Raw genomic sequence first — 25,558 nt, forward strand, 5'->3', positions numbered from 1 at the left:
CAATCGCGGCGAGGCGGGATCGGGTTACAGGCTGTTCGAAACCGGTGGTTTCACACCGGTCCCGTCATGAACCGGCCACCCGGAAGAAGTCCACCAGCCCGTCCCACGACTGGGAATCCCGTCGCCGCTCCCACCACGTCCGGAACGGCGTCGACGCCATCGCGTGCCGCGTGTACGACGTCATCACCGCGCGGTAGACGTTCTCCGCCTGGTCCCACGTCAGCCGTTCCTTGCGCCACGCCAGCACGAGCCGCATCCGCATCGGGTCGCCCTTCAACGGCCGGACGACCATGCCGGGCAGTTCGGGCGCGGTGGGTTCCACGAGCTGTACCGCCTGCCCGGCGGCGATCAGATGGCGTCCGCCGCCGTTCGGGCATTCGAAGCGGATCCGCGGCGTGAACCCCGCGCGATGCGTCGCCGCGCGCAACGACGTCAGCGAGCCGTCCTCGGGGCCGGGCGGCCCGATCCACGCCTCGTCCGCGAGGTCGGCCAGGTCGACCTCGAAACCGCCGGCGAGCCGGTGCCGTGCCGGAATGCCGACGAAGACGGGCAGCCACGAGAACAGCACCCGGTGCCCGAGATGCTTCGCCAGCGGCACTTCCTGGTCGTCGGACATGGCGATGACGGCGATGTCCAGTGTCGCGCGGGCGAGTGCCTGCGCCAGCACCGAGCTGGAGGGTTCCACGTGGACGGTGACGTCGAGCCCCGGCAGCGCGTCGTCCAGCCGTTCGACGAAGGTGGGCAGACAGTCCATTTGGGACGATCCGAGCCGCACCGGGCCGTCGCCGAGCGCGCCGAGGAGGTCGCTCTCGAACCGGTCGAACTCCACGAGCAGGGTCAGCGCGCGGCGCAACGTCTGCTCGCCGACGGGGGTCGGGGTCACGCCGGTGTGGCTGCGGACGAACAACGGCGCGCCGATCTGCCGCTCGAGCCGCTGGAGCAGCGAGGTCAGCGAGGGCTGGGACATGCCCAGCGCGGCGGCCGCCTGCGAGAGGCTGCCCGCTTCGGCGATGGCGCAGATCGCCCGCAGGTGCCGGATCTCCAGGGCCATAGGCGGAGTCTATCGCCGCCGGTCATTACGGCCGGGTCCGTCGCGGTGCGAAGGTGCGGCGAGGACCATGACTACCTGAAAGGGGTGCCGATGACCGGCGACCGAACCCGGCCGGATCTGCGCGCGCTGCTGGCCGCCAAAGGGTTCCGGAACTGGATCAACGACGGCTGGGAGCCCGCGGACGACGTGGTGGAGGTGCCGCCGGGCACCGCCGAGGCGGCCGCCGCCCATCGCGGCAGGCTGTCGGCGGAACTGCCCGGTCAGCGCATCGCGCTCGCGGCGGGCCGGGCCGTGGTGCGGTCCAACGACACCTTCCACGGCTTCCGTGCCGACAGCGATTTCGTCTGGCTCACCGGTTGCCAGCGTGAGGGCGCGATCCTGGTGATGACCCCGGCGGGGGATAGTCACCACGCCACGTTGTACGTCCCGCGGCCCGCCGAGGCGCACGAGCCGGACTTCGTGGGCGACGCCGACACCAGTCCGCTGTGGGTCGGCTCCGCCGCCGGACCGGCCGCGTACGGGGACGCGCTCGGCATCGAATGCCGCCCGCTGGAGGATCTCCCGCACGGTTTGCGCGGGCGGAACCCGAGTTTCCTGGTCGGTGCCGGGGTCGATCCCGCGCTCGACGCGTACCGCTTCGGCCACAGCGAGCGGCTCCGGACGGTCCTCGCCGAATTGCGCCGTATCAAGGACGACTGGGAGATCGGCCAGCTGCGTGACGCCGTCGACGCGACCGCCCTCGGCTTCGCGGACGTGCTGGCCGCGCTGCCGGAGGCGGTTCGCGGTGGCGGGGAACGCTGGCTGCAGGGCACCTTCGACCGCCGTGCGCGCACCGAAGGCACCGGCCCCGGCTACACCTCCATCGTGGCGGCCGGGCCGCACGCCCCGATCCTGCACTGGACGCGCTGCGACGGGCGGGTGACCGAGGACAGCCTGCTGCTGCTCGACGCCGGCGTCGAAGTGGATTCCCTGTACACGGCCGACATCACCCGGACCTTCCCGGTCGGCGGGGAGTTCACGAAGGCCCAGCGCGACGTCTACGACCTGGTGCACAAGGCGCACGTCGCGGCGCTGGGCGAGGTCCGTCCCGGTCAGGACTACGGCGCTTTCCAGGCGACGGCGCTGCGCGTGCTCGCGGAGGGGTTGCACGATTGGGGCCTCCTCCCGGTTTCGGTGGACGAAGCGCTGTCGCCGGACGGGCAGCAGCACCGGCGGTACATCGTCTGCGGTACCGGCCATTTCCTCGGGCTGGACGTCCACGACTGCGCCGCCGCGCATCCCTCCACCTACCGCGAGGGCACGCTCGCCGAGGGGATGGCGCTGGCGGTCGAGCCAGGTCTGTACTTCCACGCCGGTGACCGCACCGTTCCGCCCGAGCTGCGCGGCCTCGGCGTCCGTATCGAGGACGACGTCGTGGTCACCGGATCGGGATACGACCTGCTGTCCGGCGGTTTCCCTTCGACCGCCGACGAGATCACCACCTGGGTCCAGGCAGCCAGGGGCTGAAGGACGCTTTCCCCGCATCCGACGCGGTGAAGGGGACTTTGGGCGCAAGGACCGCCGTGTCTTAGGTACCTACGATCGTGCGGTTTCGCGTGACTGAATGGACGACACGTGTGTCTGGACGGACGACACTCTCGCGGCCGAGTCCCAGCGCGTGTCGTCCATGCAGTCACGCGTGTCGTCCACTCACGACCCGCTGTGATGACGCCATCGACCACCGCACGCACCAGCCGATGGCGTCATCACATGCCCCGTCAGTACCGGATGGTGTGACCGGCGAGGATCCGCTCGGCGGCACCGGTCGTGGACAGGCCGGCGGCCGGCCGGTCCTCGGTGAAGTACTCGCGGAAGTCCTGGCTGAAGTCGCGGGTCATCAGCGCGATCGTGCGGTTCCAGTTCCCGCCGTCCGGTCCGTCCGCCGCCCACAGGTCGAGCAGCGACGAGCCGACCCGCCCCTGCACGGTGTCGCCGTCGTCCCACCCGGGGGTCGAAGCGTCGTTCTCGAAGCTGTACGAGCTGCCGTTGTCGTAGACGTAGCGGTAGTCGCCGAGGGCGTAGGCGGCGACCGCGTCGGCGAAGCCTTCGGTCCACGCGCACGATTCCGAGCTGTGCTTCTCGATGTAGTGCGGGTTGCAGCCGTCGACGACGGGGAAGTCGCGGCCGTAGAGCTGCCACTGCAGCCAGTGCCCGGCCTCGTGGAGGATGAGGTGCTTCGAGTCGGGCATCGTGTTGCCGAGGAAGACGTAGTTCGTGTTCGGGTAGTCCCAGTAGCCGCCGTCGGCGACCTTCGGATCCCAGACGAAGGTGATCTGGTCGCAGCGGCCGTCGGACTGCCGGGCCGTCCAGCACGAGGACGACGGGTTGGCGCGCTTCCAGTACAAGACGTTGAGCGTGTCCACGACCTTCCACGCGCGCTGCAGCGTTGAGGGCACCTTCACCGTGCCGAGGTTCTGAGTGCCGGAGACGTTCGTGCGGCGCGCCGAGTCGAACGTGTAGTCGGTGGTGTTGTTCGCGGCCTTGACGACCCGCCACATCGCCGTGCTGCTCGACCGGAAGCGCACGTACGCCTCGGCCAGGGACGCCGTGTGGCAGGCGGTGAAGCGGCCGTCGGAGGCGCCGGTGATCCCGGCGGCGAGCCGGGTCGCCGTGCCGGAACCGGTGCGGCCCCACAGTTCCCAGTTCGCGTTCCGGGCGACCTGGGTGCGCAGCGGCTTGCTGGTCCCGGCCTCCGCGTCGAGATGGTCGAAGACGAGCGTGCCGGTGAGACAGGCGTTCGCGGCGGCCGTCGCCGTCGGCGCGACGACGGCCGCGGTCAGCCCGAGGGTGGTGATGAGCACCGCGCCGAACGCCCGAAGTCGTCGGCCTGCGGATCTGCGGATCAGCTGCACGGGAATCTCCTCGCTGGCAGGAACGACGGTGCGCCCGTGACCCTGTGTCGACGGTGACACACCGGTTGGTGAAGGAGTTTCATCGCGGCCCGCGCCGCCCACCATCGCGCCGCCCCATCGGCCGCGGCTATGCCCTCCCCGTCGCGGGGCGTGTCATGATGTCCGCGAACTCGATCGGCAAAGCGAACGAGGTCGTACGGTTTGACGAACGACAGGGGAGAAGCGGTGGAGGACGAGACGCCCTCGATCCGGGACATGCTGGCGGTCAACCTGCGCGCGGCCAGGGCGGCGAGGGGGATTTCGCTGTCGGAGCTCTCGCGGCGGTCGGGAATCGGCAAGGCGACGCTGTCCCAGCTGGAGTCCGGCGGCGGCAATCCGACCATCGAGACCGTGTTCAGCCTGTCCAGGGTGCTGGAGGTGGCGATCTCCGATCTGCTCGACCATCGGGCGGGCGGCGCGCTCACCGTGGTGCGCGGCGCCGACGTCGAGGTGCTCAGCGGCGAGGGAGTGGATCTCCGGCCGTTGCGGCGGATCGAGGCCGGTGAGGGCGTCTTCGAGGTGTACGACCAGGTCGTGCGCGGGGATGCGCCGCAGCGTTCACAGGGGCACGTCGGGGTCGAGCACACCATCGTGCAGACCGGATCGCTGCTGGTCGAGGTGGCGGGCCGCAGCGTCGAGGTCGGCCCGGGCGATTACGTCGCCTTCGACGCCCGCGAGCCGCATTGCTACACCGCTTCGGCGGGGCCCGTGCACTCGGTCCTGCTGCTGCAGTACCGCGCCGACGAACGGCTCGACGGCAGGCCGCATCCGGTGCTGAAGGGCTGACCGCGCCCGAGGTATTGACACCCGTCCTGGGTGGAACCTACTCTCCGATCGTTCGCTTTACCGAACGCTGGAGGGTCGATGAACCGAACGCGTGTGGTCGTCCTCGGCGCGGGGATCGTCGGCGCCGCGTGTGCCCGTGAGCTGACCCTGGCCGGGTTCGACGTCGTGGTCGTGGATCGCGGCCGTCCTGCCGGAGGGACCACGTCGCACGGCGAGGGCAACATTTTGGTCTCCGACAAGGGACCTGGCGCGGAACTCGAACTCGCGAAGCTTTCGACCGCGTTGTGGCCCCGGGTGGTCGCCGAGATCGCCGACGAGGACGCGCGTGCCGCTTCGTCGATCGAGTACGACCCCAAGGGCGGCATCGTCGTCGCCACCACGGACGACGGCGCCGTCGCGCTCACCGCGTTCGCCGCCTCGCAAACCGGAGTCCGCGCGGAACCGTTGTCCCGCAAGGAACTCGCCGACGCGGAGCCCGCGCTGACCCGCGACGTGACCGCAGCGTTCCACTACCCGGAGGACGCGCAGGTCCAGCCCGCGGGCGCGGCGCTGGCCCTCCTGGGCTCGGCTCTGCGCCATGGCGCGCAGTTGCGCTTCGACACCGACGTCGTCGGCGCGACCGTCCACAACGGACGGATCACCGGCGTCCGGGTGCCCGGCGAGGTGATCGAGGCCGACGTCGTCGTGAACGCCGCGGGCCCGTGGGCCGGTCAGGTGTCGGCGCGCCTCGGCGCCCCGATCGCCGTCCGCCCCCGCCGCGGCGAGGTACTGGTGACCACGCCGATGCCGGGTGTCGTGCGGCACAAGGTCTACGACGCCGATTACGTCGGCGCGGTCGGGGCCGACTCGGGCGAGCTGCAGACGTCCGCCGTCGTCGAGTCGACCTGGGGCGGCCCCGTGCTGATCGGTTCTTCCCGCCGCCGGGTGGAGTTCGACGACACGATCCGCCCGGAGGTGCTGAGCGCCATCGCGGTGAAGGCGCTGCGGCTGTTCCCTTCGCTCGCCGACGTCGCGATCATGCGCGCGTACGGCGGATTCCGGCCGTACGTCGACGATCACCTTCCCGTGCTCGGCGAGGATCCGCGGCTCGGGAACCTCTGGCACGCGACCGGGCACGAGGGCGCGGGCATCGGGCTGAGCGTGGGCACCGCGCGGTTGCTGCGCGAACTGCTCACCGGGACCGAGCCCGCGATTCCGGCCGGCGAGTTCACCGTGGACCGTTCCGCGGTAGTGGCGGAGGCGGCGGCATGAGCGGATGGCTGCTGCCGCGCGATCGCGATCCGGTGGGCCGCACCGACCGGCCGATCCGGATCACCGTCGACGGTGAACCCGTGACCGGGATCGAGGGCCAGAGCGTGGCGGGGATGCTGCTCGCCGCGGGACGGACCTCCTGGCGGACCACGCGTTCCGGGGCTCCGCGCGGGGTTTTCTGCGGGATCGGCGCGTGTTTCGACTGCCTGCTCACGGTGAACGACGTGCCCGACGTCCGCGCTTGCCGCCGTCCGGCCGCCGACGGCGACGAAGTCCGCACCCAGTCACGGGAGGAGACCGCGTGAACGTGGTGATCGTCGGCGCCGGGCCCGCCGGGCTCGCGGCGGCCGAGCACGCGCTGCGGGCCGGTGCCCGGGTCACGGTGCTGGATCAGGCGGAGACCCCCGGCGGCCAGTACCACCGGATGCTTCCCGAGGTCTATGCGGCGAAGCGTCCGGACCGGATTCAGCACGGCCGGGCGGACTTCGACCGGCGCCGCCGGGTCCTCGCGCATCCGCGATGCCGGTGGTGGCCCGGCTCCACCGTCTGGGCGTTCGACCGGGCGGAGAAGCGGGTGCACGTCCTGCGGGGACCGTCGGACGGCTCCGGACGGCGGCGGCTGACCATCGTCCCCGACGCGCTGATCCTGGCGACCGGAGCGCACGACCGCACCCTGCCGTTCCCCGGCTGGGAACTGCCCGGCGTGTACACCGCGGGCGCGGCCCAGGCGCTGGCGAAAGGGGAGCGGGTCGCGATCGGCGGACGGGTCCTCGTCGCCGGTGCCGGGCCGTTCCTGTTGCCGGTCGCGGAATCCTTGCTGGGGGTCGGGGCCGAAGTGGTCGCGGTACTGGAGGCGAACCCGGCCTCGACCGTCCGGAAAGGATGGTCGTCCCGGCCGTGGCGCCTAGCCGCGCACGCCGGGAAGGCGGGTGAACTGGTGCGTTACGCCGCGACACTGGCCAGGCACCGGGTCCCGTACCTGATGGGCCGGGCGGTGATCGAGGCCCGCGGCGCGGACCGCGTCCGCGAGGTCGTGACCGCGAAAGTGCGCGCGGACTGGTCCGTCGTGCCCGGTACCGAACGCACGTACGAGGTCGACGCGGTCTGCGTTGGCCACGGTTTCAGCCCGCAGCCGGAACTGGCCGTCGCCGCGGGCTGTGCCCTGGACGACGGGTTCGTCCGGGTCGACATCGCCCAACAGACCACAGTGGACGGTGTCTTCGCCGCGGGCGAGATCACCGGCATCGGCGGGGCGATCACCGCCGCGGCCGAGGGTGCGGTCGCCGGCCGCGCCGCCGCGGGTGGAACACCGGACGCGGCACTGCTCCGTGCCCGTGACCGGGCCCGTACCTTCGCCGAACGTCTCGCCGCCGCCCACCCGATCGGCCCGGCCTGGCGAAGCTGGCTGCACGAAGACACGATCGTCTGCCGTTGCGAGGAAACCACATACGGCGAACTGACGCGTGCGGCCGGGGACGAGTCCTGTCCCGGACCGCACGCACTGAAACTCGGCACCCGGGCCGGTCTCGGCCCGTGCCAGGGCCGGATCTGCGGCCCGACCGTAGCCGAACTGTGCGGTGGCGCCGAACGGCACCACCGCCCGATCGTCCAGCCGATCCGGCTGGGCGAACTCGCCGCCCGAACCGAAGGAGAACCTGAATGAGCACCCCCGACCTCGGTGGCGTCGTCGTCGCGACCGCCCTCCCGTACCGGGCGGACGCGTCGGCGCCCGCCGGGCTGGCCGTGGACTACGACGCCTACGCCGCGCACTGCCGGTGGCTGGTCGACAACGGCTGCCGGGGCGTCGGCCCGAACGGCTCCCTCGGCGAGTACTCGTCGCTGACCGACGAGGAACGCCGCCGCGTCGCCCGCACCGCGATCGAAACCGTGGGCGACGACGGGATCGTCGTCGTCGGCGTGCACGGCCCCGGATCGCACCAGGCCAAGTACTGGGCCGAGGTCGCGGCCGAGGACGGCGCCGACGGCCTGCTGTGCCTGCCGCCCACGATGTACCGGGCGAACCACGGCGAGGTGCTCGCGCATTTCGAGGCGGTGGCGTCGGTCGGCCTGCCGGTGATGGTCTACAACAACCCCATCGACACGAAGGTCGACCTCACGCCCGCGCTGCTCGCGGAGATCGCGCAAATCGACAACATCGTCGCGGTCAAGGAGTTCTCCGGTGACGTCCGCCGGGTGCTGGAGATCCGCGAGCAGGCACCGGGCCTCGACGTGATCAGCGGCGCCGATGACGTCGTGCTGGAGAGCCTGCTGATGGGCGCGACGGGCTGGTTCGCCGGGTTCCCCAACGTGTTCCCCGCCGAGTCGGTGCGCCTGTTCGACCTGGCGCGGTCCGGCAAGCTCGACGAGGCAAGGGCGCTCTACGAACCGCTGGTGGCCGCGTTCCGCTGGGACTCGCGCACCGAGTTCGTGCAGGCGATCAAACTCGGGATGGACCTCGTAGGCCGGTACGGCGGGCCGTGCCGTCCCCCGCGGGGCCCGCTGACCGAGGAGCACCGCGAGCAGGTCACCGCCGACATGCGCCGCGCGCTCGCCTCGCTGGGGGTGGCGTAGGTGCGGTCGATCCGGTCGATCACCGCCGTCGACTCGCATACCGAGGGCATGCCGACCCGGGTGGTGACCGGCGGGGTCGGCGTCATCCCCGGCGACACGATGGCCGAACGCCGCCGGTACTTCATGGAACGCCTGGACCATCTGCGGCAGTTCCTGATGAACGAGCCGCGCGGTCATTCGGCGATGAGCGGCGCGATCCTGCAGCCGCCGACCAGGCCGGACGCCGACTGGGGTGTGGTGTACATCGAGGTGTCCGGCTGCCTGCCGATGTGCGGGCACGGCACCATCGGCGTCGCGACCGTGCTGGTGGAGACCGGCATGGTCGAGGTGACCGAACCGAAGACCGTGGTCCGGCTGGACACCCCGGCCGGGCTCGTGCACGCCGAGGTCGAGGTCCGGGACGGCCGCGCGGTCCGCGTCAAACTGCGCAACGTCGCGTCGTTCCTCGCGGAGCGAGACGCCGTCGTCGACGTTCCGGGGCTGGGCGAGGTGCGTTACGACCTGGCCTACGGCGGCAACTTCTACGCCATCCTCGAACTGTCCCAAGTGGACATCCCGTTCGACCGGGCGGAGAAGGACCGGATCCTCGCCGCGGGGCTGGACATCATGGCGGCCATCAACGACCAGCGGCCGCCGAAACATCCGGCCGATCCGCTGATCGGCGGCTGCAAGCACGTCCAGTTCCTCGCCCCGGGCTCGGACGCCAGGGCGTCGCGGAACGCGATGGCGATCCACCCCGGCTGGTTCGACCGATCACCTTGCGGCACCGGCACGTCGGCCAGGATGGCGCAGCTCCACGCCCGAGGCGAGCTCCCGTTGCACACGCCGTTCGAGAACAGTTCGTTCATCGGCACCACGTTCACCGGTGAGCTGGTCGCCGAGACCACCGTCGGCGGCGTCCCCGCGGTGGTGCCGGAGTTCTCCGGCCGGGCCTGGATCACCGGCAACGCCACCTATCTGCTGGACCCGGACGACCCGTTCCCTGCGGGGTTCGTCCTCTAGTCCCTGTCTCTCGAAGCGCGCTTTCGGATTTCCGCAGCCGGGCCGCGGCATGGCGGAGCTACTCGCTCAGCCGTGTCGGCGGCCCGCCTCCGCAAATCCGAGGCCTCCGCCCCATACCCACCGCAGACCCGGGCCGCCTCGCGCGGTCCGGAAGGGATTTGTCATGCCCGAATCAACGACGATCCGGCCTCAGCCCAAGCTTTTCTCGCGCTCCGGGCTCTTCCGGCGCAAGTCCTTCGAAGGCCCCGACGAGGCCGGTCCCGGCGGGCTTCCCCGCACGATGGGCCTCTGGCAGCTGGTCTCGCTCAGCCTCGGCGGCCTGGTCGGCGCCGGGGTCTTCTCGCTGGCGGGCGTGGTCGCGAACCAGCAGGCCGGACCCGGGGTGATGATCTCGTTCCTGATCGCGATCATCGCCAGCTCGGCGGCCGCCCTGTGTTACGCGGAGTTCGCCGGGCTCATCCCGCGTGCCGGATCCGCGTACACCTACTCGTACGCGGCGCTGGGGGAGATCGCGGGCTGGCTGATCGGCTGGGATCTGCTGCTGGAGTACACCGCGATCGTCGCGGTGGTGGCGATCGCGGTCTCCGGCTACCTGTCCTACGTCGTGGAGCAGGTCGGCCTTGACCTGCCGTCGTGGATGCTCGGGGCACCGGGAACCGGGCCGGGGCACCGCGTCGACCTGTTCGCCGCGCTGCTGTGCCTGCTGCTGGCGTTCGTCCTTTCCCGTGGCAGCAAGCAATCCGCGCGGTTCGAGACGGCGCTGGTGGTGATCAAGCTGGCGATCGTGGCACTGGTCGTGGTCGCCGGCGCGTTCCACATCTCGGCGGGGAACTTCAGCCCCTTCCTGCCCTATGGCATCGGCGGCGCGGTCGCGGGCGCGGCGACGACGTTCTTCGCGGTGTACGGCTACGACGCGATGACGGCCGCCGCGGAGGAGAGCGTCGAGGCGAAACGGTTGCTGCCCAAGGCGATCATCGTGTCGCTCGCCATCGCGGCGGTGATCTACCTGCTGGTGTCGATCGTGCTGGTCGGCATGCAGCGCTACGACCAGATCGACGTGCACAGCCCGTTTTCGAGCGCGCTGGCCGCGGTCGGGCTGGCCGGGCTCGGCACGGTCGTCGCGGTCGGCGGCATCCTCGGGATCACCACGTCGGCGTTCGCGAACATGCTGGCGGTGTCGCGGATCTGGTTCGCGATGAGCCGGGACGGCCTGCTGCCGCGGTATTTCGCCCGAACCCACCCCCGGCGCAGGGTGCCGACGCGGGTGATCTGGCCGGTCGGGATCGGCTCGGCGGTCATCGCGGGTTTCCTGCCGATCAAGGAGGCCGCGGATCTGACGAACATCGGGATCCTGGCCGCGTTCATCGTCGTGTCGATCGCGGTGGTGGTGCTGCGGCGCACCCGGCCCGATCTGCCGCGGTCGTTCCGCACGCCGTGGGTCCCGTTCGTGCCGCTGGTCGGGGTGGCGTTCGCGGTGTGGCTGATCGCGAACCTGGACGCGCTGACCTGGCTGCGGTTCGCGGCCTGGATGGTGCTCGGGCTGGTGGTGTACGCGCTGTTCGGATTCCGGAACTCGGCGGAGAACCCGGAAAGGAAGGAACCATGAAGGAAATCGAGCGGGCGGCGGAGATCGCCGCCGCATGGGCCGCGGTGCCGCCGACGACGCGGGCGGAGGTGATCACCGGTGTCGCCGACGCGCTGGACGCGGCGGGGCCGTCCCTGATCGAGATCGCCGACGCGGAAACCAGGCTGGGAACCGCACGGCTCACCGGCGAACTGGCCAGGACGACGTTCCAGCTGCGGCTGCTCGCGGCCGGGAGCGGCGCGTACTACGACGTCCGGATCGACCGCGCCGACCCGTCGTGGCCACCCGGCCCGCGTCCGGAGCTGCGTCGCTATCGGACCGCGGTGGGGCCGGTGCTGGTGTTCGCCGCGAGCAACTTCCCGTTCGCGTTCAGCGTGGCGGGCGGGGACACGGCGTCGGCGTGGGTGGCCGGGTGCCCGGTGGTGGTCAAGGCGCATCCCGGACATCCGGAGCTGTCCCGTCGCACGGCGGCGATCATCGAAGAGGCTCTCGGCCCCTGGGGTGACATCTTCGGCCTCGTCGAAGGAGAATCCGCCGGCGTGGAGGCGTTGCGTCATCCGGCGATCGCGGCCGCCGCGTTCACCGGATCGGTGGCGGGCGGCCTCGCCCTGGCGCGGATCGCGGCCGAACGGCCGGTCCCGATCCCGTTCCATGGCGAGCTCGGCAGCGTCAACCCGGTGATCGTCCTGCCGGGCGCCGCGCGCTCTGAAGACCTGGCGGCGGGCTACGCCGGTTCGCTGACGCTGGGCAACGGGCAGTTCTGCACGAATCCGGGTCTGGTGTTCGTGCCGTCGGAGAGCCCGTTCGTGGATCGCGTCGCCGAACGGTTGCGCGGCATCCCGGCCGCGCCGTTCCTGAACGACCGGATCGCGTCCGGCTTCGACGCGGGAGTGGAGCGGCTGACCGGGATCCCGGGGATGCGCGAGGTCGTCGCCGGTCCTGGAGCTCGGCTGCTCGACATCGACCTGGCCGACTTTGTACCTGAAGCGGCCGAAGAGTGCTTCGGTCCGCTGGGGGTGGTCGTGCGGTACTCGCGGCTTTCCGACGTCCTGCCGGTGCTGTCGGCGTTGCCCGGCCAGCTGACGACGACGGTGCACGCGCTGCCCGAGGAGTCCTCCGAAGTCGAAGCGCTGCGGCCGGTGCTGGCCGACCGCAGCGGGCGGATCCTGTGGGGCGGCTGGCCGACCGGGGTCGCGGTGACCGCCGCGATGCAGCACGGCGGACCGTTCCCGGCGACGACGTCACCGGCGTCGACCTCGGTCGGGACGGCGGCGGTGGACCGCTTCCTGCGTCCGGTGTCCTATCAGGACTGGCCGTCGCACCTGCTGCCGGAACCGCTGCGGGACGAGAACCCTTGGGATGTTCCGCAACACTTCTCGTGAGCTTGAAGTACATGAAGGCCCCCTTCACGGCGCTAGACGCAATGAAGGGGGCCTTCATGTACTGCGGAAGTGAGTGGGGCAGCGAGACAGGCGCAGGTGGGTGCAGTGGGCGGATCGCTCGCTGATGTTGCGAAAGCCACTTTCGCAACCTGCCCCTCCACGTTCCCTCAAAGAGAACCGTCAGGCGGAGACGACGGTCCCGCCCTGCACGACGTACCGGAACTTCTCCGGCTCGGCCAGTACGCCGACGTCCTCCAGCGGATCCCGGTCGACGACCACCAGATCCGCGTGCGCGCCCGGCGCGAGCGTGCCGATCTCTCCGGTCAGGTTCAGCAGATCCGCCGCCGTCGACGTCGCGGAGCGGATCACCTCCAGCGCGGACTGGACCTCGCCGCGCAACCGGAACTCGTGGTTCTGGTGCCGGTGCATCCCGCCGAGGAGATCACTGCCGTACACCAGTTTCACCCCGCCGCGCGCGGCCCGCTCCAAAGCGGCCATGCCCGCGCCGAGCACCTCGTCGACCTTGCGCCAGCTGGATTCCGGCAGCCCGTGCTCGCGCCCTTCCTCCTTCAGCGCCCAGTACGTCACCAGGGTCGGCACGAGGTACGCGTCGTGCCGGAGGAACAGCTCGACACTGAGATCGTCGATCAGATTGCCGTGCTCGATCGACCGGACACCCAGCTCCAGCGCGCGGTTCACCGCGCGGGCGGTGTAGGCGTGCGCGGCGACGTAGCGGTTGGCCGCTTCCGCCTCTTCGACGATGGCGCGCAGTTCCTCGCCGGAGTACTGCGTCGAGTCGATCCGGTCGGTGGGGGAGGCGACGCCGCCGGAGGCCATCACCTTGATGTGGTGCGCTCCCTTGCGCAGTTCGTCGCGCGCCGCCGCGCGGACCGCGTCGACCCCGTCGGCGACCCGGCCGAGCCCGGCGCAGCACGGGTGGTCTTCGCTGGTGTTGGCGCCGCGCGTCCGGCTGTCGCCGTGCCCGCCGGTCTGGCTCAGCGCGCGGCCGCAGAACAGCAGCCGCGGGCCGCGGAACAATCCTTCGGCCTGCGCGTCCGCGAGACCGTAGTCGGCGCCGGAAGCGTCACGGACCGTCGTGAAGCCCCGGTCCAGCATCCGGCTCATGGTGCGGGCGCTGTGCGCGGTCACGTAGGACGGCGAAGACGCGGGCAGCGACCCGAGATCCGCGGTCGACGCGGTGACGTGCACATGGGCGTCGACGAGCCCGGGCAGCACGAACGCCCCGCGCAGCTCCTCGGTCCGCGCGTCGTCCGCGGTGAGACCGGTGCCGATCTCGACGATCCGGCCGTCGGCGCACCGGAGGTCGCCCTCGGTGTACTCGCCGGTGACCGGGTCGAGCAGGCGGGCGTCGCGCAGCAGCAGCGATCCGTTCATCGGGTCTCCTCCAGGAGTTCGCGCAGGGCCGGGACCGCCAACGGTGCCAGAGATCGCGCCACCGCGACGGAATCGTCGTCGTAGTGGCCTTCCGCGTCGAGGAGGTTGAGGACGCCGAGGGTGCGGCCGTCGTCCACCACCGGCACGTTGATCACCGCGCCGCAGCCGAGGCTGTCGACGAGTTCGTGGTCGGCGAAGATCTCCCGCACCGCCGCGCTGTCCGGCCCGAAGTACGGCTCCTGCCCCGTGATGCACCGCTCCAGCCAGCCGGCGGCCACCTCGACGGTCTTCTCGCCGCCGACCGGGTATTCCGCGGGGTGGCTGCTGTGCACTCGCCGCAGCGCCCGCCGTTCGGGCACCCAGGCCAGCACGGTGAACAGCCGTACGCCGATCGTGGCTCGGGTCTTGTCCTCCACAGTGGACAGTGACACGGTCACTTCGTCATCTCCTTGGCGGTTTTCACGGGCGCGCCGTGTTCGGTCAGTTCTTCCAGGGAACGGCCGGCGGTGGACAGGCCGAACACGACCACGCACACCACCCCGGCCGCCAGGACGGCGGTGGTGAGGCCGAAGACCCCCGCGAAGCCGAGGCTCGCGGCGGACAGGCCGATGATCGTCGGGGCCAGGATGCTGCCGACCCGGCCGAACGCGCTGGACAGCCCGGTCCCACTGGCGCGGATCCAGGTCGGGAACACTTCGGGGGTGTAGGAGTACACGCCGGCGTACGTGCCGTTGAGGAAGAACGACAGCACCGCCCCGGCGAGGGTGATCGACCACGGCGCGTCCATCTGGCTCAGCCAGAACGCGCTCACCGCCGAGCCCGCGAGGTACAACGCGATGGTGTGCTTGCGGTCGAGCCGTTCCGACAGCCACGCGGCGGAGAAGTACCCGGGGATCTGCGCCAGGTAGATGATGATCGAGAACTCGAAGCTCTTGGTCACCGTGATGCCGCGTTCGACGAGCAGCGTCGGGATCCAGGAGAAGAAGCCGTAGTAGGAGAACGTGATCACGAACCACACGGTCCAGATCACCGCGGTGCGGCGGGCCATCGCCGGGCTCCACAGGAACTTCAGCGCGCTGAGGAGATTGACCTTGGGGGTCTCCGTCGCGGGCCGGGCATCGGCCTCGGCGACGGCCGGAAGTGCTTGCCCTGTCGCCTTTTCGACGTCCCGTTCGAGTTTCGAGACGATCTTCTCGGCCTCGGCATGACGTCCGTTCGCGACCAGGAACCTCGGTGATTCCGGCAGCGAGCGGCGCCACCACAGCAGCATGACGATCGGCAGCGCGGTGATCAGCTGCGCGACCCGCCAGCCCTCCGGCACGGTCGGGACGACGAACCGCCCGATCAGCGCGGCGGCGACGAATCCGAACGAGAAGAACCCGGCCAGCGCGCCGACGAACCAGCCGCGTCGTTTGGCGGGGACGAATTCCGACAGGAACGGCGCGATGATCGCGCTTTCGGCGCCCGCGCCCGCTCCGGCCAGCACCCGCGCGCCCAGGAACACCTCGTAGTTGGGGGAGAAGGCCGCGACCACCGAGAACACCGCGTAGAAGGCCAGCGCGTACATCATGACCTTCTTGCGGCCGATGCGGTCGCCCAGCAGGCCGGCGGCGATCGCGCCGAAGAGGAACCCGAACGGCGTCGCCGAACCGATCAGCCCGAGCTGGCCGTTGTCGAGGCCCCAGGCGGCTTTCGCGCTCGGCAGGAGGAAGGCGACGACGGCGGAGTCCATACCGTCGAAGGTGTAGCCGAGTCCGCCGATGAACAGGAGTTTGTAATGGGGACGGCTCAGCGGGAGCCGGTCCAGTCGTGCCAGAAGCGTCATGGGGAACGCCTTCCGTGGTTCGGGCGACGAGGAGTGCGGACAACGTATACTGCGTTTCGGCAAAACTGCAATGGTTGTTGCAAGTGGTTCGACGGGCACGATGCGTTACCGTGGCGCGGTCGAGGGAGGGCGTGCGTGACAGAGACGGGAACCGACGACGGTTTCGAGGCGTGGCTTCGGGATCGGACACCGGAACGAGGCCTGCGGCCGAAGTCGGCCGCGGTGCTCGAAGTGCTGGTCTCGCAACCGCGACGGGCGTCGTTCGGCTCGACCGCCGAGCTCGCCCAGCTCGCCGGGGTCAACGTCGCCACCGTCACCCGGACGGCGCAGGCGCTCGGATTCGCCGGATGGCCGGCGCTGCAACAGGAGTTGCGGGCGCGGTACATGTCGTCGCTGAGCGCGCCGCAGGTGGCCGAGGAGCACCGGGACGTCGACTCGCCTGGTTCGGCGTCGTTGCGCCGGGACCTCGACAGCCTCGCCCTGCTCAACCGGCGGTTTGCCGAGGACGAGATCCGCCAGGTCGCCGAAGCCGTCGCGGGGGCGCGCCGCACAGTGGTCATCGCCGACGGCAGTTACGCCGCGGTCGGCATCGCGTTCGCGCACAACGCCCGGCTCGCCGGGTACGACGTCCACGCGATCACCGCGGGCGACGCCGAACTCGCCAACGCCACGGCGAAGCTCTCGTCCGAAGACGTGCTCATCGCGATCAGTTTCTGGCGCCTGTACGAAAGCACCGTGCTCGCCGCGAACGAAGCGAAGGCCAGGGGAGCGCGCGCGTTCGCCATCACCGACGCGGCGAGCCCCGCGCTGGCGGGCGCTGTCGAGCAGGTGTTGATGGTGCCCGCCGAGGGCGTGACCTTCTTCCCGTCGCTGACCGCGGGGATGAGCCTGGTGCAGGCGATCGTCGCGCAGCTCGCCGCCGTCGACCCGGTCCGCACCGGGGAGTCGATCGAGGCGGCCGAGGCCATGTGGTCGCGGTTCGACCTGCTGCACCGCCGCCCGGGATCGGCCGATCGGACAGTGCCGAAAAGGCCGGCCGGTGGAGGCGTCTCCGCCGGATGACCGATCCGCCGCCCCCTGCCGGGAGGCGATCCTGGTTCCAGGCCGCCGGAACGGGCGGCACGGGATCGAGGAGGCCGAAATGACGATCATCGCGACTTTGGGTGCCTACGCCGGGTTCGCGCTTCTGGCGCTGATGGCGGTGACGCCGCTGCTGGTCGAACTCGACCAGCGGTTCCCGGTCACCCGCCAGGCGAAGGCGGCCGAACGGGAACGCCGCATGCCCGCCGGGCTCGCGTCAGCGTGACGCAGAGCACAGATTCCCTCCCGGACTACCTCACGTGAGTGATTCGCGCTCCGCCAATTCGTAACTTTGTGTCGCGCTATGGAACGCTCTGTGACGTGACCGTGGATTTCTGCACCAACGCCCAGCCCTCCGACACCTTCGCGGAGTTCCGGAGGAACGTCGACGAACTGACCCAGGCGTTCGTCGACGCCTGCCGTCAGGGCCGTACGCCGGGCGATGCTTCCCTCGACCTGCTGCAGCGGGTCCATCGCGAAGACCGCAACTGGGTCGTCGTCCACCTGACCTTCGCCATCGCGGCGCTCGCGCATCAGCGAACGCTGGCGCCCTCCGACACCGTCACCCGGCCAGGTGGCGTGACATGTGCGCCGGAGCGCGCGTTGTTAGCTTCCGCGAGTGACTGATCCGACCATCTCCGCGGTCATCGCGGTGTTCGCGGGTTTCGTGCTCGCGGGCTTCCTGGCCGTCCCGTACATCGCCGCGAGTTACCGGCGCCGCGGCGAACTCGGGCTCTGGCGGGTTCTGCTGGTGTTCGGGTTCCTGGTCTACGCCATGTCGCTGTGGACGTACACGTTGCTCCCCATCCCGGAGACGACGACGGCGTGGTGTGCCGAACACGCGTCCAGTCATCTGCAACTGCGCCCCTTCCAGTTCGTCGCCGACATCCGCCGTGAACAGACCGGCGCGGGGCCGCGGGCGTTCCTGCGCAATCCGGCCGTCCAGCAGGCGGTGTTCAACGTCGCCTTGTTCGTGCCGCTGGGGATGTTCGTGCGGCACCTCTTCCGGCGGGGTTTCCTCACCACCGTCGCCATCGGCTTCGCGGTCTCGCTGTTCATCGAAGGCACCCAGCTGACCGGGGTCTGGTTCCTGTTCGAGTGCCCGTACCGGCTGGCCGACGTCGACGACCTGCTGACCAACACCCTCGGCGCGGCCGTCGGGTTCGGGCTCGCCCCGTTGCTGCGGCTGCTGCCGGGGAACGAACCGTCCGCGCCGCCCGGGACGCCGCGACCGGTCACCGCGCGCCGCCGCCTGCTCGGGATGGCCGTCGACGTCGTGTCCGTCATCCTGCTCGGCACGACGGTCGGGATCGTGACGACCCTGCTCGTGGGTGAACCGAACACCGTGGTCACCGCACTGATCGGCACCTTCCTGCCCGCGCTGCTCCTGCTGTTCGTCATCCCGGTGGCGGGTAACGGCGCCAGCTTCGGGCAGCGCGTCGTGTTGCTGCGCCCCGCCGGCCCGGACGGCGGGAAACCCGCCCTGTGGCGGATGGTCGTGCGATTCCTGACCGGGTCCGGCGGCTACTTCACGCTGCTCACCCTGGCGTCGGTGGTCAACGGAGGCTTCGAGCCGCTCGCGAACCTGCTGTTCTTCGCCAGCGGCATCCTCGCGATCCGGCCCGAAGGCCACCAAGGACTTTCCGGATTGATCGCCGGCCTGCGCATGGCCGATGTGCGGGCGCTCGACGACCAGGAGTGCCGAGTCTCGTGAGTGGCAAGGACGGTTAGGACCGTTGGTGCTGGACGGACGACGCTCGGCCGTCGCCGCGTGTCGGCCGTGGCCTGGCCCGGTACCGCCTTGCCACGCACGAGACTCGCCACCCGATCGGGTCGACCCTGCCGTTCCCGCGAGTCATTCCGCCTGGCAGGAGGCACGGGCCGGAACACTCGCCCGGTGGACGTGGAGTCGATGGACGACGTGGCCGACTGTCTGCTGTCGGTGGCCTGGAACATCTTCCCGTTGATGGGGAAACCTCCCGCGAGCCCGGGGAACCGGACGGAGGAGATCCGGACCCTGCTCGTCGACGCCTGCCACGACGCCGGGATGCGCGCCCGCGAACGGGCCGCGTCGCACGGAGCGGGAACCGAAGAAGAACGCCGCCCCTTCCTGCGTCTCGCGGAGATCGGGACGGACGCGAACCTGTTCCTGGGCATGGTTTCCGGCACGCTGGTCGCGGATCCCGAGCGGATCCGCCGCCGCTGGGCCGAGATCGAGACGCTTGTCCTCGAGGCGGGGGAGCTCGCCGCGCTGATCAAGGGGCGACCGGAGGACCGGCCGCCCCTCGCCGCGGGAGATCAGTCCTTTTCCAGCGTCAGGTCGTAGCGGTCGAGCACCTCCTTGACGGGCTGGAAGAACGTGGTGCCGCCTTCACTGCAGTCACCGGAGCCGCCCGAGGTCATGCCCTGCGCCTGCACCAGTTTCGTGCCGGAGCCCGACGAAGGACGGCTGACGAACGAGCCGCCGGAGTCACCGGGCTCGGCGCAGGCGTCGGTCTGGGTGAGGCCCCGCACGATGTTCCCGTTGCCGTAGTTCACCGTCTGGTCCAGCGCTTCGACGTGTCCGCAGTGCCAGTGGGTGGTGATCCCGGACCGGCAGATCCGGCCGCCGACGCTGACCACGTCGGCCCCCTCGATCCGCACGTCGGAACCGTCCTCGTAGCGGTCGACCCGGGGCGGGGTCGAGACGTCGGAATGCGTCACCTTGACCGTCCCGTAGTCGTTCCCGGGGAAGGACGACTTCGCGACCTTGCCGATCGTGCCGCCGACGCCGCGCACCGTGCCGCCGAGTTCGGTGCAGTGGCCCGCGGTGATCACGTAATGATCGTCATCGTCGTAGGCGTTGAACCCGACCGAGCAGGCGCCGCCGCTGAAGTACAGACCCTGACCGCCGACCACGCTCCACAGCGGCCGCGGCGCGCTCTTCACGTGGTCCACGCGCACCGGTACGCCGGCGGAGGCGGCCCACGCCCGGCCCGCGGGGTCACCACCCACCACGCTCACCACGACCTCGTTCGCCGGTACGTCGACGTACCATCCGGCGACCGAATCGGGCAGGCCGGCGGTTCTGTTGTCCAATGTGGACTGCATTCGCTTGAGTTCGGCGGCGCTGTGCCTGAGTACCTTCGGATTCGCGCCCGCGGCGCGGATCCTGGCCGACTGGCGCGCGTCGGTGGTGCCGACGACGAGTTCGCCGGTCGTGGTGTCCAGCCAGGTGCCGGCGAACGCGGCGCCGAGCGAGGTGCCGAGTTTCTGCTGCGCGGCGGCCAAAGCGACCGGTCCGGCAGCTTCGTTCAGCACCGATGTCGCCGCCGAAGCCGGGGACGCGAAAGCGGTGACTGCCGCCGCGGCGCCGATCAGGACGGTCAGGGTGCGCAGGGGGCGTCGGATCACGAAAACCTCCAGGAAATTCAGTGCGGGAAACCCTCCTCATTCGACGTTACGACAACGGGATGTCGCGCGAATGCCGCCATTTGAGTAGCGCTGTGAATTCGCCTTTCCGGCTCAGTGGAATGGTCATCCCTCACTCTTGTGAGTGGAAACTGCACGATTTGCCGTCCCCGATTCCCTGACCGTCGAACGACTGACAGCGACGTGCGTACGTCCATTCGGGAAAGACGTGGTCAAGGCCGGAAAACGCGGATCACCTGATGGTGTCCGCGCTCAACCCGTTCGTCCGCATCGGTGACGAACGCGTTTCTTTCACCGCCGTCGACTTCCGGCTGACCTGCCTGGTCGCCGCCGTCGACTTCCGGCTGACCTGCCTGGTCGCCGCCGTCGACTTCCGGCTGACCTGCCTGGTCGCCGCCGTCGACTTCCGGCTGACCTGCCTGGTCGCCGCCGCCGTCTTCGGCGTCCTGACCGTGGTGCAGATACGGGCGCTGCCCGCGCACGAGAACGAACGCGACCACTCGTCGGTCTGGTCGGACTGGCGCGCCGTCGTGGCGAATCGCTCCTTCCTGCTCTTCGCGCTGGTCATGATCGGCTCGTACGTGCTGTCCTTCCAGACCTATCTGGCGCTTCCGATGGAGGCCCGCCGGATCACCGGATCGGAGACGTCGGCGACCGTGCTCATCGCCGGGCTGTTCGTGATCTCGGGCGGGCTCGCGATCGCCGGGCAGCTCAAGATCACGGCCTGGGCCAAGGCTCGGTGGCCGCCCGGCACCTGCCTGGCCGTGGGCATGACGTTCATGGCCGCGGCCTTCGTCGCGCCGCTGACAGTCGCCAGGGCGGGCCCGGTCGTCGCGGGAGCCGGCTTGCTCGTCTCCGCGGCCCTGCTGGCGGTGGGGACGGTCGTCGTCTTCCCGTTCGAAATGGACACCGTGGTGCGGCTTTCCGGCGACCGGCTCGTCGCCACGCATACGGCTTCTACAACACGATCGTCGGCGTGGGCATCCTCCTCGGGAAACTGTTCACCGGCACCGTCTTCGACCTCGCACGCGGGGCGGGTTTCCCGGAGTTCCCGTGGCTCGCCCTGACGGTGATCGGTGCCGTCTGCGCCTGCGGGTTGCGTGGTCTCGACCGGAGCCGCCTTCAGACGAGCGTCGTCCAGTAACTCCAGAACGCCTGAAGGACCGCGACGGTGACGGCGGCGTACCAGACCACGAGCACCACGTTGTGGTACCGGAGCGCCGCCTTCACCTCCGGTCCTTTGTGGAGGTTGTGCAGGGTCGTGTACCAGAAGACGGCGATGGTGACCGCCCACACGACCATGCAGTACGGGCACAAAGCGCCGATGAGGTACAGGCTCTGGATCATCAGCCAGTGCACGAACACGACACCGAGTGCCGAACCCCTGTAGTGACGATCACGCCGAATCCGGCGATCCCCAGCGACGGGTTCGGGAAACCGAACAGTTCCGCCTGCGGCGTCTCCATGATCGAGCCGCAGCTGAGGACCGGGTTGATACTGCAGGTCGGGATGTAGGAGAAATCCTTGAGCAGGCGGAACTTCTCGATGGTGAGGACGAACGAGGCCAGCAGCCCGATCGCGCCGCCGGCGAGCAGGACCCACGGCGTCGCCCGGACGGCGAACGGCTTCACTTGGCCAGTTCCCGGTCGATGGCCGCCTTGAGGCCCTGATAGGACGGCGAGCCCGAGAACCTCACGCCGTTGACGAAGAACGTCGGTGTGCCCTCGACGCCGATGTTCGCGCCGTCGGTGCGGTCGGCCAGCACCCGGCCGAGGGTGACCTGGTCGTCCAACGCGGTCTCGAACGCTTTCAGATCGAGGCCCAGCTGCCGCGCGAAACCGAGGAAGGTCTCGCGATGGGAGACCTGCTGGTCACCCCACTCCGGCTGCTTCTCGAACATCAGGCGGTACATCGGTTCGAGTTTGCCCTGTTCACCCGCCGCTTCCACGGCCCGGGCGGCGAGCTCGGCGTTCCGGTGACTGGGGATGGGAAAATAGCGCATGACGAAGGTGACCCGGTCGCCGTACTCGGCGCGGAGCCGTTCGACGCCCGGGAAGGCGGCGCCGCACGCCTCGCATTCGAGGTCGAGGAACTCCACGACGGTCACCTTGCTGCCCGGCGGATCGGAGAGCCGGTGGCTGTCCGGCCGGACGAGGATCGACGCGGGCACCACCGGAGGCGCGTCCGCTTGGGCGGTCGGGGTGTCTTCACCGAGATCGGTGAAGACGAGCAACGCGGCCACGACCGCGATAACGACGGCCACGACCGTCAGGGAAACCTTGGTGTACTTGGTCATTCTGTTGTGTCCTTGGCTGGGTTCCGGCAACTGAAACGGCAGGGGGCTACGCCGGATCAGGTACGGGAAACGCAGAGCCGGACAAGGGGCGGAATGCTCCAAGAAGACCTCGCCGCTGAGGTCGGCGGCACTCCCGTCTCACGGCGTCGATGCTGCTGGACGAGGAGGAAGAGCACGGCGAGCAGCGCCACGCCGATCCCCGTCAGGTCGTCGAGGTGGTTGTCCGGAACGGGCTGCTCAGCCGGGCTGAGCAGGGACGTCGCCGGATCGCATTCGTCGGCCGGGCCGGGGACGTGCGTCGCTTCGGCGGCGAAGAGGGGAGCGCAGGGTGAGCCGGCCGCCGCGGCGCCGTTACTGCACAGCGCGCCCTGCAGGAGGGTGACGGCGGTGAGCACGGCCAGCACGGCGAAAAGCCGCGCGGTCATCCTCACTGTCGTCGTTCCGCCGGTCACGGGAGCAGGGTAAAGGCGACCTTGTAAAGCCGAGGCGAACTCGGACAAAACGGCCTACAGTGGTCGGCGATCCCGAGTGGAAGGACGACGTGCCGTGCCGAGGTTCAAGGATGTCTACGCTGTTCTGCCGGTCTCGGACCATGCCGCCGCGGTCGCCTGGTACGAGCGGTGGATCGGGCGGCGACCCGACACCGAACCCATGGAAGGCGTCGCGGAGTGGCTGATCGCCGGGAGCGCGGGCATCCAGGTCGCCCACGACCCGGAACCCGCGGGCAAGAGCACCGTGGTCATCGGCGTCGAAGACATCGACGAGACCGTCGGCGACCTCGCGGAGCGCGGTGTGGAATGCGGCCCGGTCCAGGACTTCGGCTTCGTCAAATTGACGGAGATCGTGGATCCGGCGGGCAACAAGGTCACCTTCGTCTGGGAGAACCCGTCGCCGGAGTGATCGGGTCAATTCTTTCCGGAAGATGACGGCAGCGCGCTTGCCATTGCCCGTGGCGGGCGGCCGATGGTCCGATTCCCTCCGTCATCGACACTGGAGGGAATTCCATGAAGCATTCGAGGCGCAAGGCGTTCGCGCTGGCCCTGCTCGTTCCGCTCGCCACGCTCGTCGCGGTGCCCAGCGCTGAAGCCGCGACCGAACGCACGATCAAGGTCGTCACCTACAATGTGGGCGACGCGGGCGGGCTCAAGGCCGACCTCGTCCGTCTCCTCGAGACCGAACGTCCCGCCGTCCTGGGACTGCAGGAGGTCGCCGACCGCGAGGACGTCGTGCGGGAGGCCGCGGCGGCGACGGGCTATGTCGCCATCTACGAGACCGACCGCCGCGCGATCAAGCACAACGCCATCCTGGTGCGCGGCAACATGACCATCACCGGCCATGGCGCGGGCGAGATCTCACCCGCGTCCAAAGTGGACCCGTCCACGCCCGGTACCGGCCCCGCCGAGCCAGGTGACTGCGGCTGCTGGGTGCCGCCCAAGTACGTCAACTGGGTGCGGGTCGGAGGCGCCGGCTTCGAGTGGGTCGTCGGCGTCGTGCACCTGACCCCGTCCGCGCAACGGTTCGAGCTCAACCGCGAACTGCACAACCTGCAGGTCCGCAACACCGCGGACTGGTTCTCCTCGCGGGCGGCCGAGCCGATCGTCATGGGGGACTTCAACGCCGAGCCGGGTTCGGATCTGATGACCGGGCTGCGGCGCGTGGCCGACTCCTACAGCGCGCCGAGCCACGACGGCAGGTCCATCGACCACGTGTGGGCGAAAAAGGACTCGACCGGGTCCGCTGTGGACGCCCTCGGCGGTTACGGGAGCGACCACCGGCCGGTGCGTGCCCGTGTGACGGTGACCCGATGATGCGGCGCGCCCTGATCGCCGTCCTGTGCGGCGTCAGCCTCCTGACGGCCGGGCCGAGCGCCACCGCCGAAACCGGGCCCCGCGACGAGTCGCTGGACTTCCGCTTTCCGGCGGCGGATCTGATGCGGATTCCGGAGACGAACACCTACGTCGCGGTCGGCGCGAGCGTCCCCGGCAAGAAGCTTCCGTACACGAAGGTCGAGTTCAGCGGCGGAACCTTCCAGCGCCGGGGCGCCGTCGACGGCGATGCCTGGGACGGCGTCACGTTCCCCGCGGGCTATTGGGCGAGACCGGACTCTCCACTGTGGACACCGGCGTTGTTCGCGCATCAGGAGGACGGCCGCGTCGTCTACTACGTCTTCTACAGCGCGGCGCTGCCCGGTTCCGAGCCCGCCGGGCAGGCAAAACACTGCATCGGCTACGCGACCTCGTTGCGGGCCACGGGCGGGTTCGTCGCCAACGCGGATCCGCTGTTCTGCCCGGATCGCGGGTGGGCGATCGACGCCGACGTGAGCAGGGGACAGGGCGAGGTCTGGCTGACCCTGCGCAACGGCGCCTGGACGCAAGACCGCGTCACCGCCCTCGGTGCCGCCAAACTGGACTTCGACCGGTCCCGCCACGTGCGGCGGATACCGGAAGCCGACGCGAAGAAGCTCATCGACAACGCGAACCTCGAGTGGACGCACCACAACAGCCCGTCCGACGACGTCCTCACGATCGAGAATCCCAACGCCGTCCGCATCGACGGGGACTGGTATCTCTTCTACTCGGGGAACAACTGGTACGCGAACCGGTACTCCACCGGCGTCGCCTACTGCGGAACCGCGCTGACGGACAACCGGTGCACCCCGATGGCCGAGCAGCGCGCGTACTTCTCCTACGAGCCCGACCCGGAGGGAGAGCCGCGATTCCGGCCGGGACTGCCGGACAAGTTCCGCAAGAAGAACCTGCCGGGCAACAAACGTGGCCCTGGCGCGTTCAACGCCTTCCAGGCACCCGACGGATCGTGGTGGGCTTCGTGGAACTACATCACCGACGCGAGCCCGTTGCCGCAGGAGGATCCTTCTCCGGAACGGCAGAGCCGGATCGGGCGATTGACGAAAACCGGTAGCGGGGCCACGGCCGAGTTCAGCGTGAGCTGGTGAGTCTCGGAGGAAGCGGGTCTCCGTCGCCGCGGAGACCCGC

The 25,558-nt window shown here is 70.0% G+C and carries 26 protein-coding genes and 1 pseudogene; 18 read left to right on the forward strand and 9 right to left on the reverse strand.

The annotated features are described in order from the left end of the window. Positions 1 to 64: 64 nt before the first annotated feature. Positions 65 to 1,051 (reverse strand): LysR family transcriptional regulator, encoded by a 987-nt coding sequence (locus ACSMFO_RS01160; RefSeq protein ID WP_350585024.1) that lies wholly within the window; start codon positions 1,049 to 1,051, stop codon positions 65 to 67. Between the two features lie 90 nt (positions 1,052 to 1,141). Here ACSMFO_RS01160 and ACSMFO_RS01165 point away from each other — a divergent pair, with 90 nt between their 5' ends. After that, complete coding sequence (locus ACSMFO_RS01165) at positions 1,142 to 2,557, forward strand: aminopeptidase P family protein (RefSeq protein WP_436456437.1); 1,416 nt, start codon at positions 1,142 to 1,144, stop codon at positions 2,555 to 2,557. A gap of 251 nt (positions 2,558 to 2,808) precedes the next feature. Here ACSMFO_RS01165 and ACSMFO_RS01170 read toward each other — a convergent pair whose 3' ends face one another. Next, positions 2,809 to 3,942 carry a metalloprotease gene (locus ACSMFO_RS01170; RefSeq protein WP_436456438.1) on the reverse strand — a complete coding sequence of 378 codons (1,134 nt, stop codon included), beginning with the start codon at positions 3,940 to 3,942 and terminating at the stop codon, positions 2,809 to 2,811. A 225-nt stretch (positions 3,943 to 4,167) separates the two neighbouring features. Here ACSMFO_RS01170 and ACSMFO_RS01175 point away from each other — a divergent pair, with 225 nt between their 5' ends. From ACSMFO_RS01175 to ACSMFO_RS01210, 8 genes are all read left to right on the forward strand, one after another. Beyond that, positions 4,168 to 4,767: a helix-turn-helix domain-containing protein gene (locus tag ACSMFO_RS01175; RefSeq protein WP_436456439.1), complete on the forward strand. Its 600-nt coding sequence runs from the start codon at positions 4,168 to 4,170 to the stop codon at positions 4,765 to 4,767. A gap of 78 nt (positions 4,768 to 4,845) precedes the next feature. Further along, positions 4,846 to 6,018, forward strand: a complete 1,173-nt coding sequence (locus ACSMFO_RS01180) for an NAD(P)/FAD-dependent oxidoreductase (protein ID WP_436456441.1) — start codon at positions 4,846 to 4,848, stop codon at positions 6,016 to 6,018. Continuing rightward, entirely contained in the window at positions 6,015 to 6,323 is a 309-nt protein-coding gene (locus ACSMFO_RS01185) for a (2Fe-2S)-binding protein (RefSeq protein ID WP_051972534.1), read from the forward strand. The genes ACSMFO_RS01180 and ACSMFO_RS01185 overlap by 4 nt, the downstream gene beginning before the upstream one ends. Next, complete coding sequence (locus tag ACSMFO_RS01190) at positions 6,320 to 7,681, forward strand: NAD(P)/FAD-dependent oxidoreductase (protein WP_436456442.1); 1,362 nt, start codon at positions 6,320 to 6,322, stop codon at positions 7,679 to 7,681. Before ACSMFO_RS01185 ends, ACSMFO_RS01190 begins: the two co-directional genes overlap by 4 nt. Next, positions 7,678 to 8,589, forward strand: a complete 912-nt coding sequence (locus tag ACSMFO_RS01195) for a dihydrodipicolinate synthase family protein (protein ID WP_436456443.1) — start codon at positions 7,678 to 7,680, stop codon at positions 8,587 to 8,589. Before ACSMFO_RS01190 ends, ACSMFO_RS01195 begins: the two co-directional genes overlap by 4 nt. Beyond that, a complete protein-coding gene (locus tag ACSMFO_RS01200; protein WP_436456444.1) occupies positions 8,590 to 9,591 on the forward strand; it encodes a proline racemase family protein in 1,002 nt (333 codons plus the stop codon). 163 nt (positions 9,592 to 9,754) lie between these two features. After that, the gene (locus ACSMFO_RS01205) at positions 9,755 to 11,197 is read left to right on the forward strand and encodes an amino acid permease (protein WP_073842679.1); all 1,443 of its coding nucleotides are present in this window, start codon (positions 9,755 to 9,757) and stop codon (positions 11,195 to 11,197) included. Continuing rightward, complete coding sequence (locus ACSMFO_RS01210) at positions 11,194 to 12,558, forward strand: aldehyde dehydrogenase (NADP(+)) (protein WP_436456446.1); 1,365 nt, start codon at positions 11,194 to 11,196, stop codon at positions 12,556 to 12,558. The genes ACSMFO_RS01205 and ACSMFO_RS01210 overlap by 4 nt, the downstream gene beginning before the upstream one ends. Positions 12,559 to 12,738: 180 nt before the next feature. Here the strand turns inward: ACSMFO_RS01210 and ACSMFO_RS01215 are convergent, their stop codons facing one another. From ACSMFO_RS01215 to ACSMFO_RS01225, 3 genes are read right to left on the reverse strand one after another with little or no spacing between them, the layout of a single operon-like run. Next, entirely contained in the window at positions 12,739 to 13,953 is a 1,215-nt protein-coding gene (locus ACSMFO_RS01215) for a metal-dependent hydrolase family protein (protein WP_038514264.1), read from the reverse strand. After that, positions 13,950 to 14,390, reverse strand: a complete 441-nt coding sequence (locus tag ACSMFO_RS01220) for a GAF domain-containing protein (RefSeq protein ID WP_436456449.1) — start codon at positions 14,388 to 14,390, stop codon at positions 13,950 to 13,952. Before ACSMFO_RS01220 ends, ACSMFO_RS01215 begins: the two co-directional genes overlap by 4 nt. Continuing rightward, the gene (locus tag ACSMFO_RS01225; RefSeq protein WP_436456451.1) at positions 14,387 to 15,778 is read right to left on the reverse strand and encodes an MFS transporter; all 1,392 of its coding nucleotides are present in this window, start codon (positions 15,776 to 15,778) and stop codon (positions 14,387 to 14,389) included. The genes ACSMFO_RS01220 and ACSMFO_RS01225 overlap by 4 nt, the downstream gene beginning before the upstream one ends. 135 nt (positions 15,779 to 15,913) lie before the next feature. Between ACSMFO_RS01225 and ACSMFO_RS01230 the strand changes: the two genes are divergently transcribed. From ACSMFO_RS01230 to ACSMFO_RS01250, 5 genes are all read left to right on the forward strand, one after another. Continuing rightward, entirely contained in the window at positions 15,914 to 16,840 is a 927-nt protein-coding gene (locus ACSMFO_RS01230) for a MurR/RpiR family transcriptional regulator (RefSeq protein WP_436456452.1), read from the forward strand. Between the two features lie 79 nt (positions 16,841 to 16,919). Beyond that, positions 16,920 to 17,084, forward strand: coding sequence for a hypothetical protein (locus ACSMFO_RS01235; RefSeq protein ID WP_436456454.1), 165 nt, complete (start codon positions 16,920 to 16,922; stop codon positions 17,082 to 17,084). A 95-nt stretch (positions 17,085 to 17,179) separates the two neighbouring features. Further along, positions 17,180 to 17,485, forward strand: coding sequence for a hypothetical protein (locus ACSMFO_RS01240; protein ID WP_038514259.1), 306 nt, complete (start codon positions 17,180 to 17,182; stop codon positions 17,483 to 17,485). Beyond that, entirely contained in the window at positions 17,478 to 18,572 is a 1,095-nt protein-coding gene (locus ACSMFO_RS01245; protein WP_436456455.1) for a VanZ family protein, read from the forward strand. Before ACSMFO_RS01240 ends, ACSMFO_RS01245 begins: the two co-directional genes overlap by 8 nt. A gap of 183 nt (positions 18,573 to 18,755) precedes the next feature. Next, positions 18,756 to 19,184: a hypothetical protein gene (locus tag ACSMFO_RS01250; protein WP_436456457.1), complete on the forward strand. Its 429-nt coding sequence runs from the start codon at positions 18,756 to 18,758 to the stop codon at positions 19,182 to 19,184. Here ACSMFO_RS01250 and ACSMFO_RS01255 read toward each other — a convergent pair. Then, a complete protein-coding gene (locus ACSMFO_RS01255; protein WP_436456458.1) occupies positions 19,157 to 20,251 on the reverse strand; it encodes a S1 family peptidase in 1,095 nt (364 codons plus the stop codon). The genes ACSMFO_RS01250 and ACSMFO_RS01255 overlap by 28 nt on opposite strands. Before the next feature lie 257 nt (positions 20,252 to 20,508). On the opposite strand from ACSMFO_RS01255, the gene ACSMFO_RS01260 reads away from it, so the two are divergent. Continuing rightward, positions 20,509 to 21,336: a hypothetical protein gene (locus ACSMFO_RS01260; protein ID WP_436456459.1), complete on the forward strand. Its 828-nt coding sequence runs from the start codon at positions 20,509 to 20,511 to the stop codon at positions 21,334 to 21,336. 55 nt (positions 21,337 to 21,391) lie between these two features. Here ACSMFO_RS01260 and ACSMFO_RS01265 read toward each other — a convergent pair. The 3 genes and pseudogenes from ACSMFO_RS01265 to ACSMFO_RS01275 form a co-directional block, all read right to left on the reverse strand. Beyond that, positions 21,392 to 21,900 (reverse strand): annotated as a pseudogene (locus ACSMFO_RS01265) (vitamin K epoxide reductase family protein). Continuing rightward, positions 21,897 to 22,565 carry a DsbA family protein gene (locus ACSMFO_RS01270; protein WP_436456460.1) on the reverse strand — a complete coding sequence of 223 codons (669 nt, stop codon included), beginning with the start codon at positions 22,563 to 22,565 and terminating at the stop codon, positions 21,897 to 21,899. The pseudogene ACSMFO_RS01265 and the gene ACSMFO_RS01270 overlap by 4 nt, the downstream one beginning before the upstream one ends. A 56-nt stretch (positions 22,566 to 22,621) precedes the next feature. Beyond that, on the reverse strand, positions 22,622 to 23,017 hold the full coding sequence (locus tag ACSMFO_RS01275) for a hypothetical protein (protein WP_436456461.1): 396 nt from the start codon (positions 23,015 to 23,017) through the stop codon (positions 22,622 to 22,624). 94 nt (positions 23,018 to 23,111) lie between these two features. Between ACSMFO_RS01275 and ACSMFO_RS01280 the strand changes: the two genes are divergently transcribed. The 3 genes from ACSMFO_RS01280 to ACSMFO_RS01290 all read left to right on the forward strand — a co-directional run bounded on the left by ACSMFO_RS01280 (position 23,112) and on the right by ACSMFO_RS01290 (position 25,518). Continuing rightward, the gene (locus ACSMFO_RS01280) at positions 23,112 to 23,465 is read left to right on the forward strand and encodes a VOC family protein (RefSeq protein WP_350596575.1); all 354 of its coding nucleotides are present in this window, start codon (positions 23,112 to 23,114) and stop codon (positions 23,463 to 23,465) included. 104 nt (positions 23,466 to 23,569) lie between these two features. Continuing rightward, entirely contained in the window at positions 23,570 to 24,373 is an 804-nt protein-coding gene (locus tag ACSMFO_RS01285; RefSeq protein ID WP_360131334.1) for an endonuclease/exonuclease/phosphatase family protein, read from the forward strand. Then, the gene (locus tag ACSMFO_RS01290) at positions 24,370 to 25,518 is read left to right on the forward strand and encodes a family 43 glycosylhydrolase (protein ID WP_436456462.1); all 1,149 of its coding nucleotides are present in this window, start codon (positions 24,370 to 24,372) and stop codon (positions 25,516 to 25,518) included. Before ACSMFO_RS01285 ends, ACSMFO_RS01290 begins: the two co-directional genes overlap by 4 nt. The last annotated feature ends 40 nt before the right edge of the window (positions 25,519 to 25,558 follow it).

The sequence above is a fragment of the Amycolatopsis sp. w19 genome, from assembly GCF_051373225.1.
Lineage (GTDB): Bacteria > Actinomycetota > Actinomycetes > Mycobacteriales > Pseudonocardiaceae > Amycolatopsis > Amycolatopsis japonica.

What these genes read in the sequence shown, in the direction of transcription:
- ACSMFO_RS01160 (WP_350585024.1), bottom strand. Translation starts at nt 1,051, where the DNA reads ATGGCCCTGGAGATCCGGCACCTGCGGGCGATCTGCGCCATCGCCGAA.
- ACSMFO_RS01180 (WP_436456441.1), top strand. Translation starts at nt 4,846, where the DNA reads ATGAACCGAACGCGTGTGGTCGTCCTCGGCGCGGGGATCGTCGGCGCC.
- ACSMFO_RS01215 (WP_038514264.1), bottom strand. Translation starts at nt 13,953, where the DNA reads ATGAACGGATCGCTGCTGCTGCGCGACGCCCGCCTGCTCGACCCGGTC.
- ACSMFO_RS01290 (WP_436456462.1), top strand. Translation starts at nt 24,370, where the DNA reads ATGATGCGGCGCGCCCTGATCGCCGTCCTGTGCGGCGTCAGCCTCCTG.
- ACSMFO_RS01165 (WP_436456437.1), top strand. Translation starts at nt 1,142, where the DNA reads ATGACCGGCGACCGAACCCGGCCGGATCTGCGCGCGCTGCTGGCCGCC.
- ACSMFO_RS01225 (WP_436456451.1), bottom strand. Translation starts at nt 15,778, where the DNA reads ATGACGCTTCTGGCACGACTGGACCGGCTCCCGCTGAGCCGTCCCCAT.
- ACSMFO_RS01185 (WP_051972534.1), top strand. Translation starts at nt 6,015, where the DNA reads ATGAGCGGATGGCTGCTGCCGCGCGATCGCGATCCGGTGGGCCGCACC.
- ACSMFO_RS01205 (WP_073842679.1), top strand. Translation starts at nt 9,755, where the DNA reads ATGCCCGAATCAACGACGATCCGGCCTCAGCCCAAGCTTTTCTCGCGC.
- ACSMFO_RS01260 (WP_436456459.1), top strand. Translation starts at nt 20,509, where the DNA reads ATGGTGTCCGCGCTCAACCCGTTCGTCCGCATCGGTGACGAACGCGTT.
- ACSMFO_RS01285 (WP_360131334.1), top strand. Translation starts at nt 23,570, where the DNA reads ATGAAGCATTCGAGGCGCAAGGCGTTCGCGCTGGCCCTGCTCGTTCCG.
- ACSMFO_RS01270 (WP_436456460.1), bottom strand. Translation starts at nt 22,565, where the DNA reads ATGACCAAGTACACCAAGGTTTCCCTGACGGTCGTGGCCGTCGTTATC.
- ACSMFO_RS01235 (WP_436456454.1), top strand. Translation starts at nt 16,920, where the DNA reads ATGACGATCATCGCGACTTTGGGTGCCTACGCCGGGTTCGCGCTTCTG.
- ACSMFO_RS01195 (WP_436456443.1), top strand. Translation starts at nt 7,678, where the DNA reads ATGAGCACCCCCGACCTCGGTGGCGTCGTCGTCGCGACCGCCCTCCCG.
- ACSMFO_RS01210 (WP_436456446.1), top strand. Translation starts at nt 11,194, where the DNA reads ATGAAGGAAATCGAGCGGGCGGCGGAGATCGCCGCCGCATGGGCCGCG.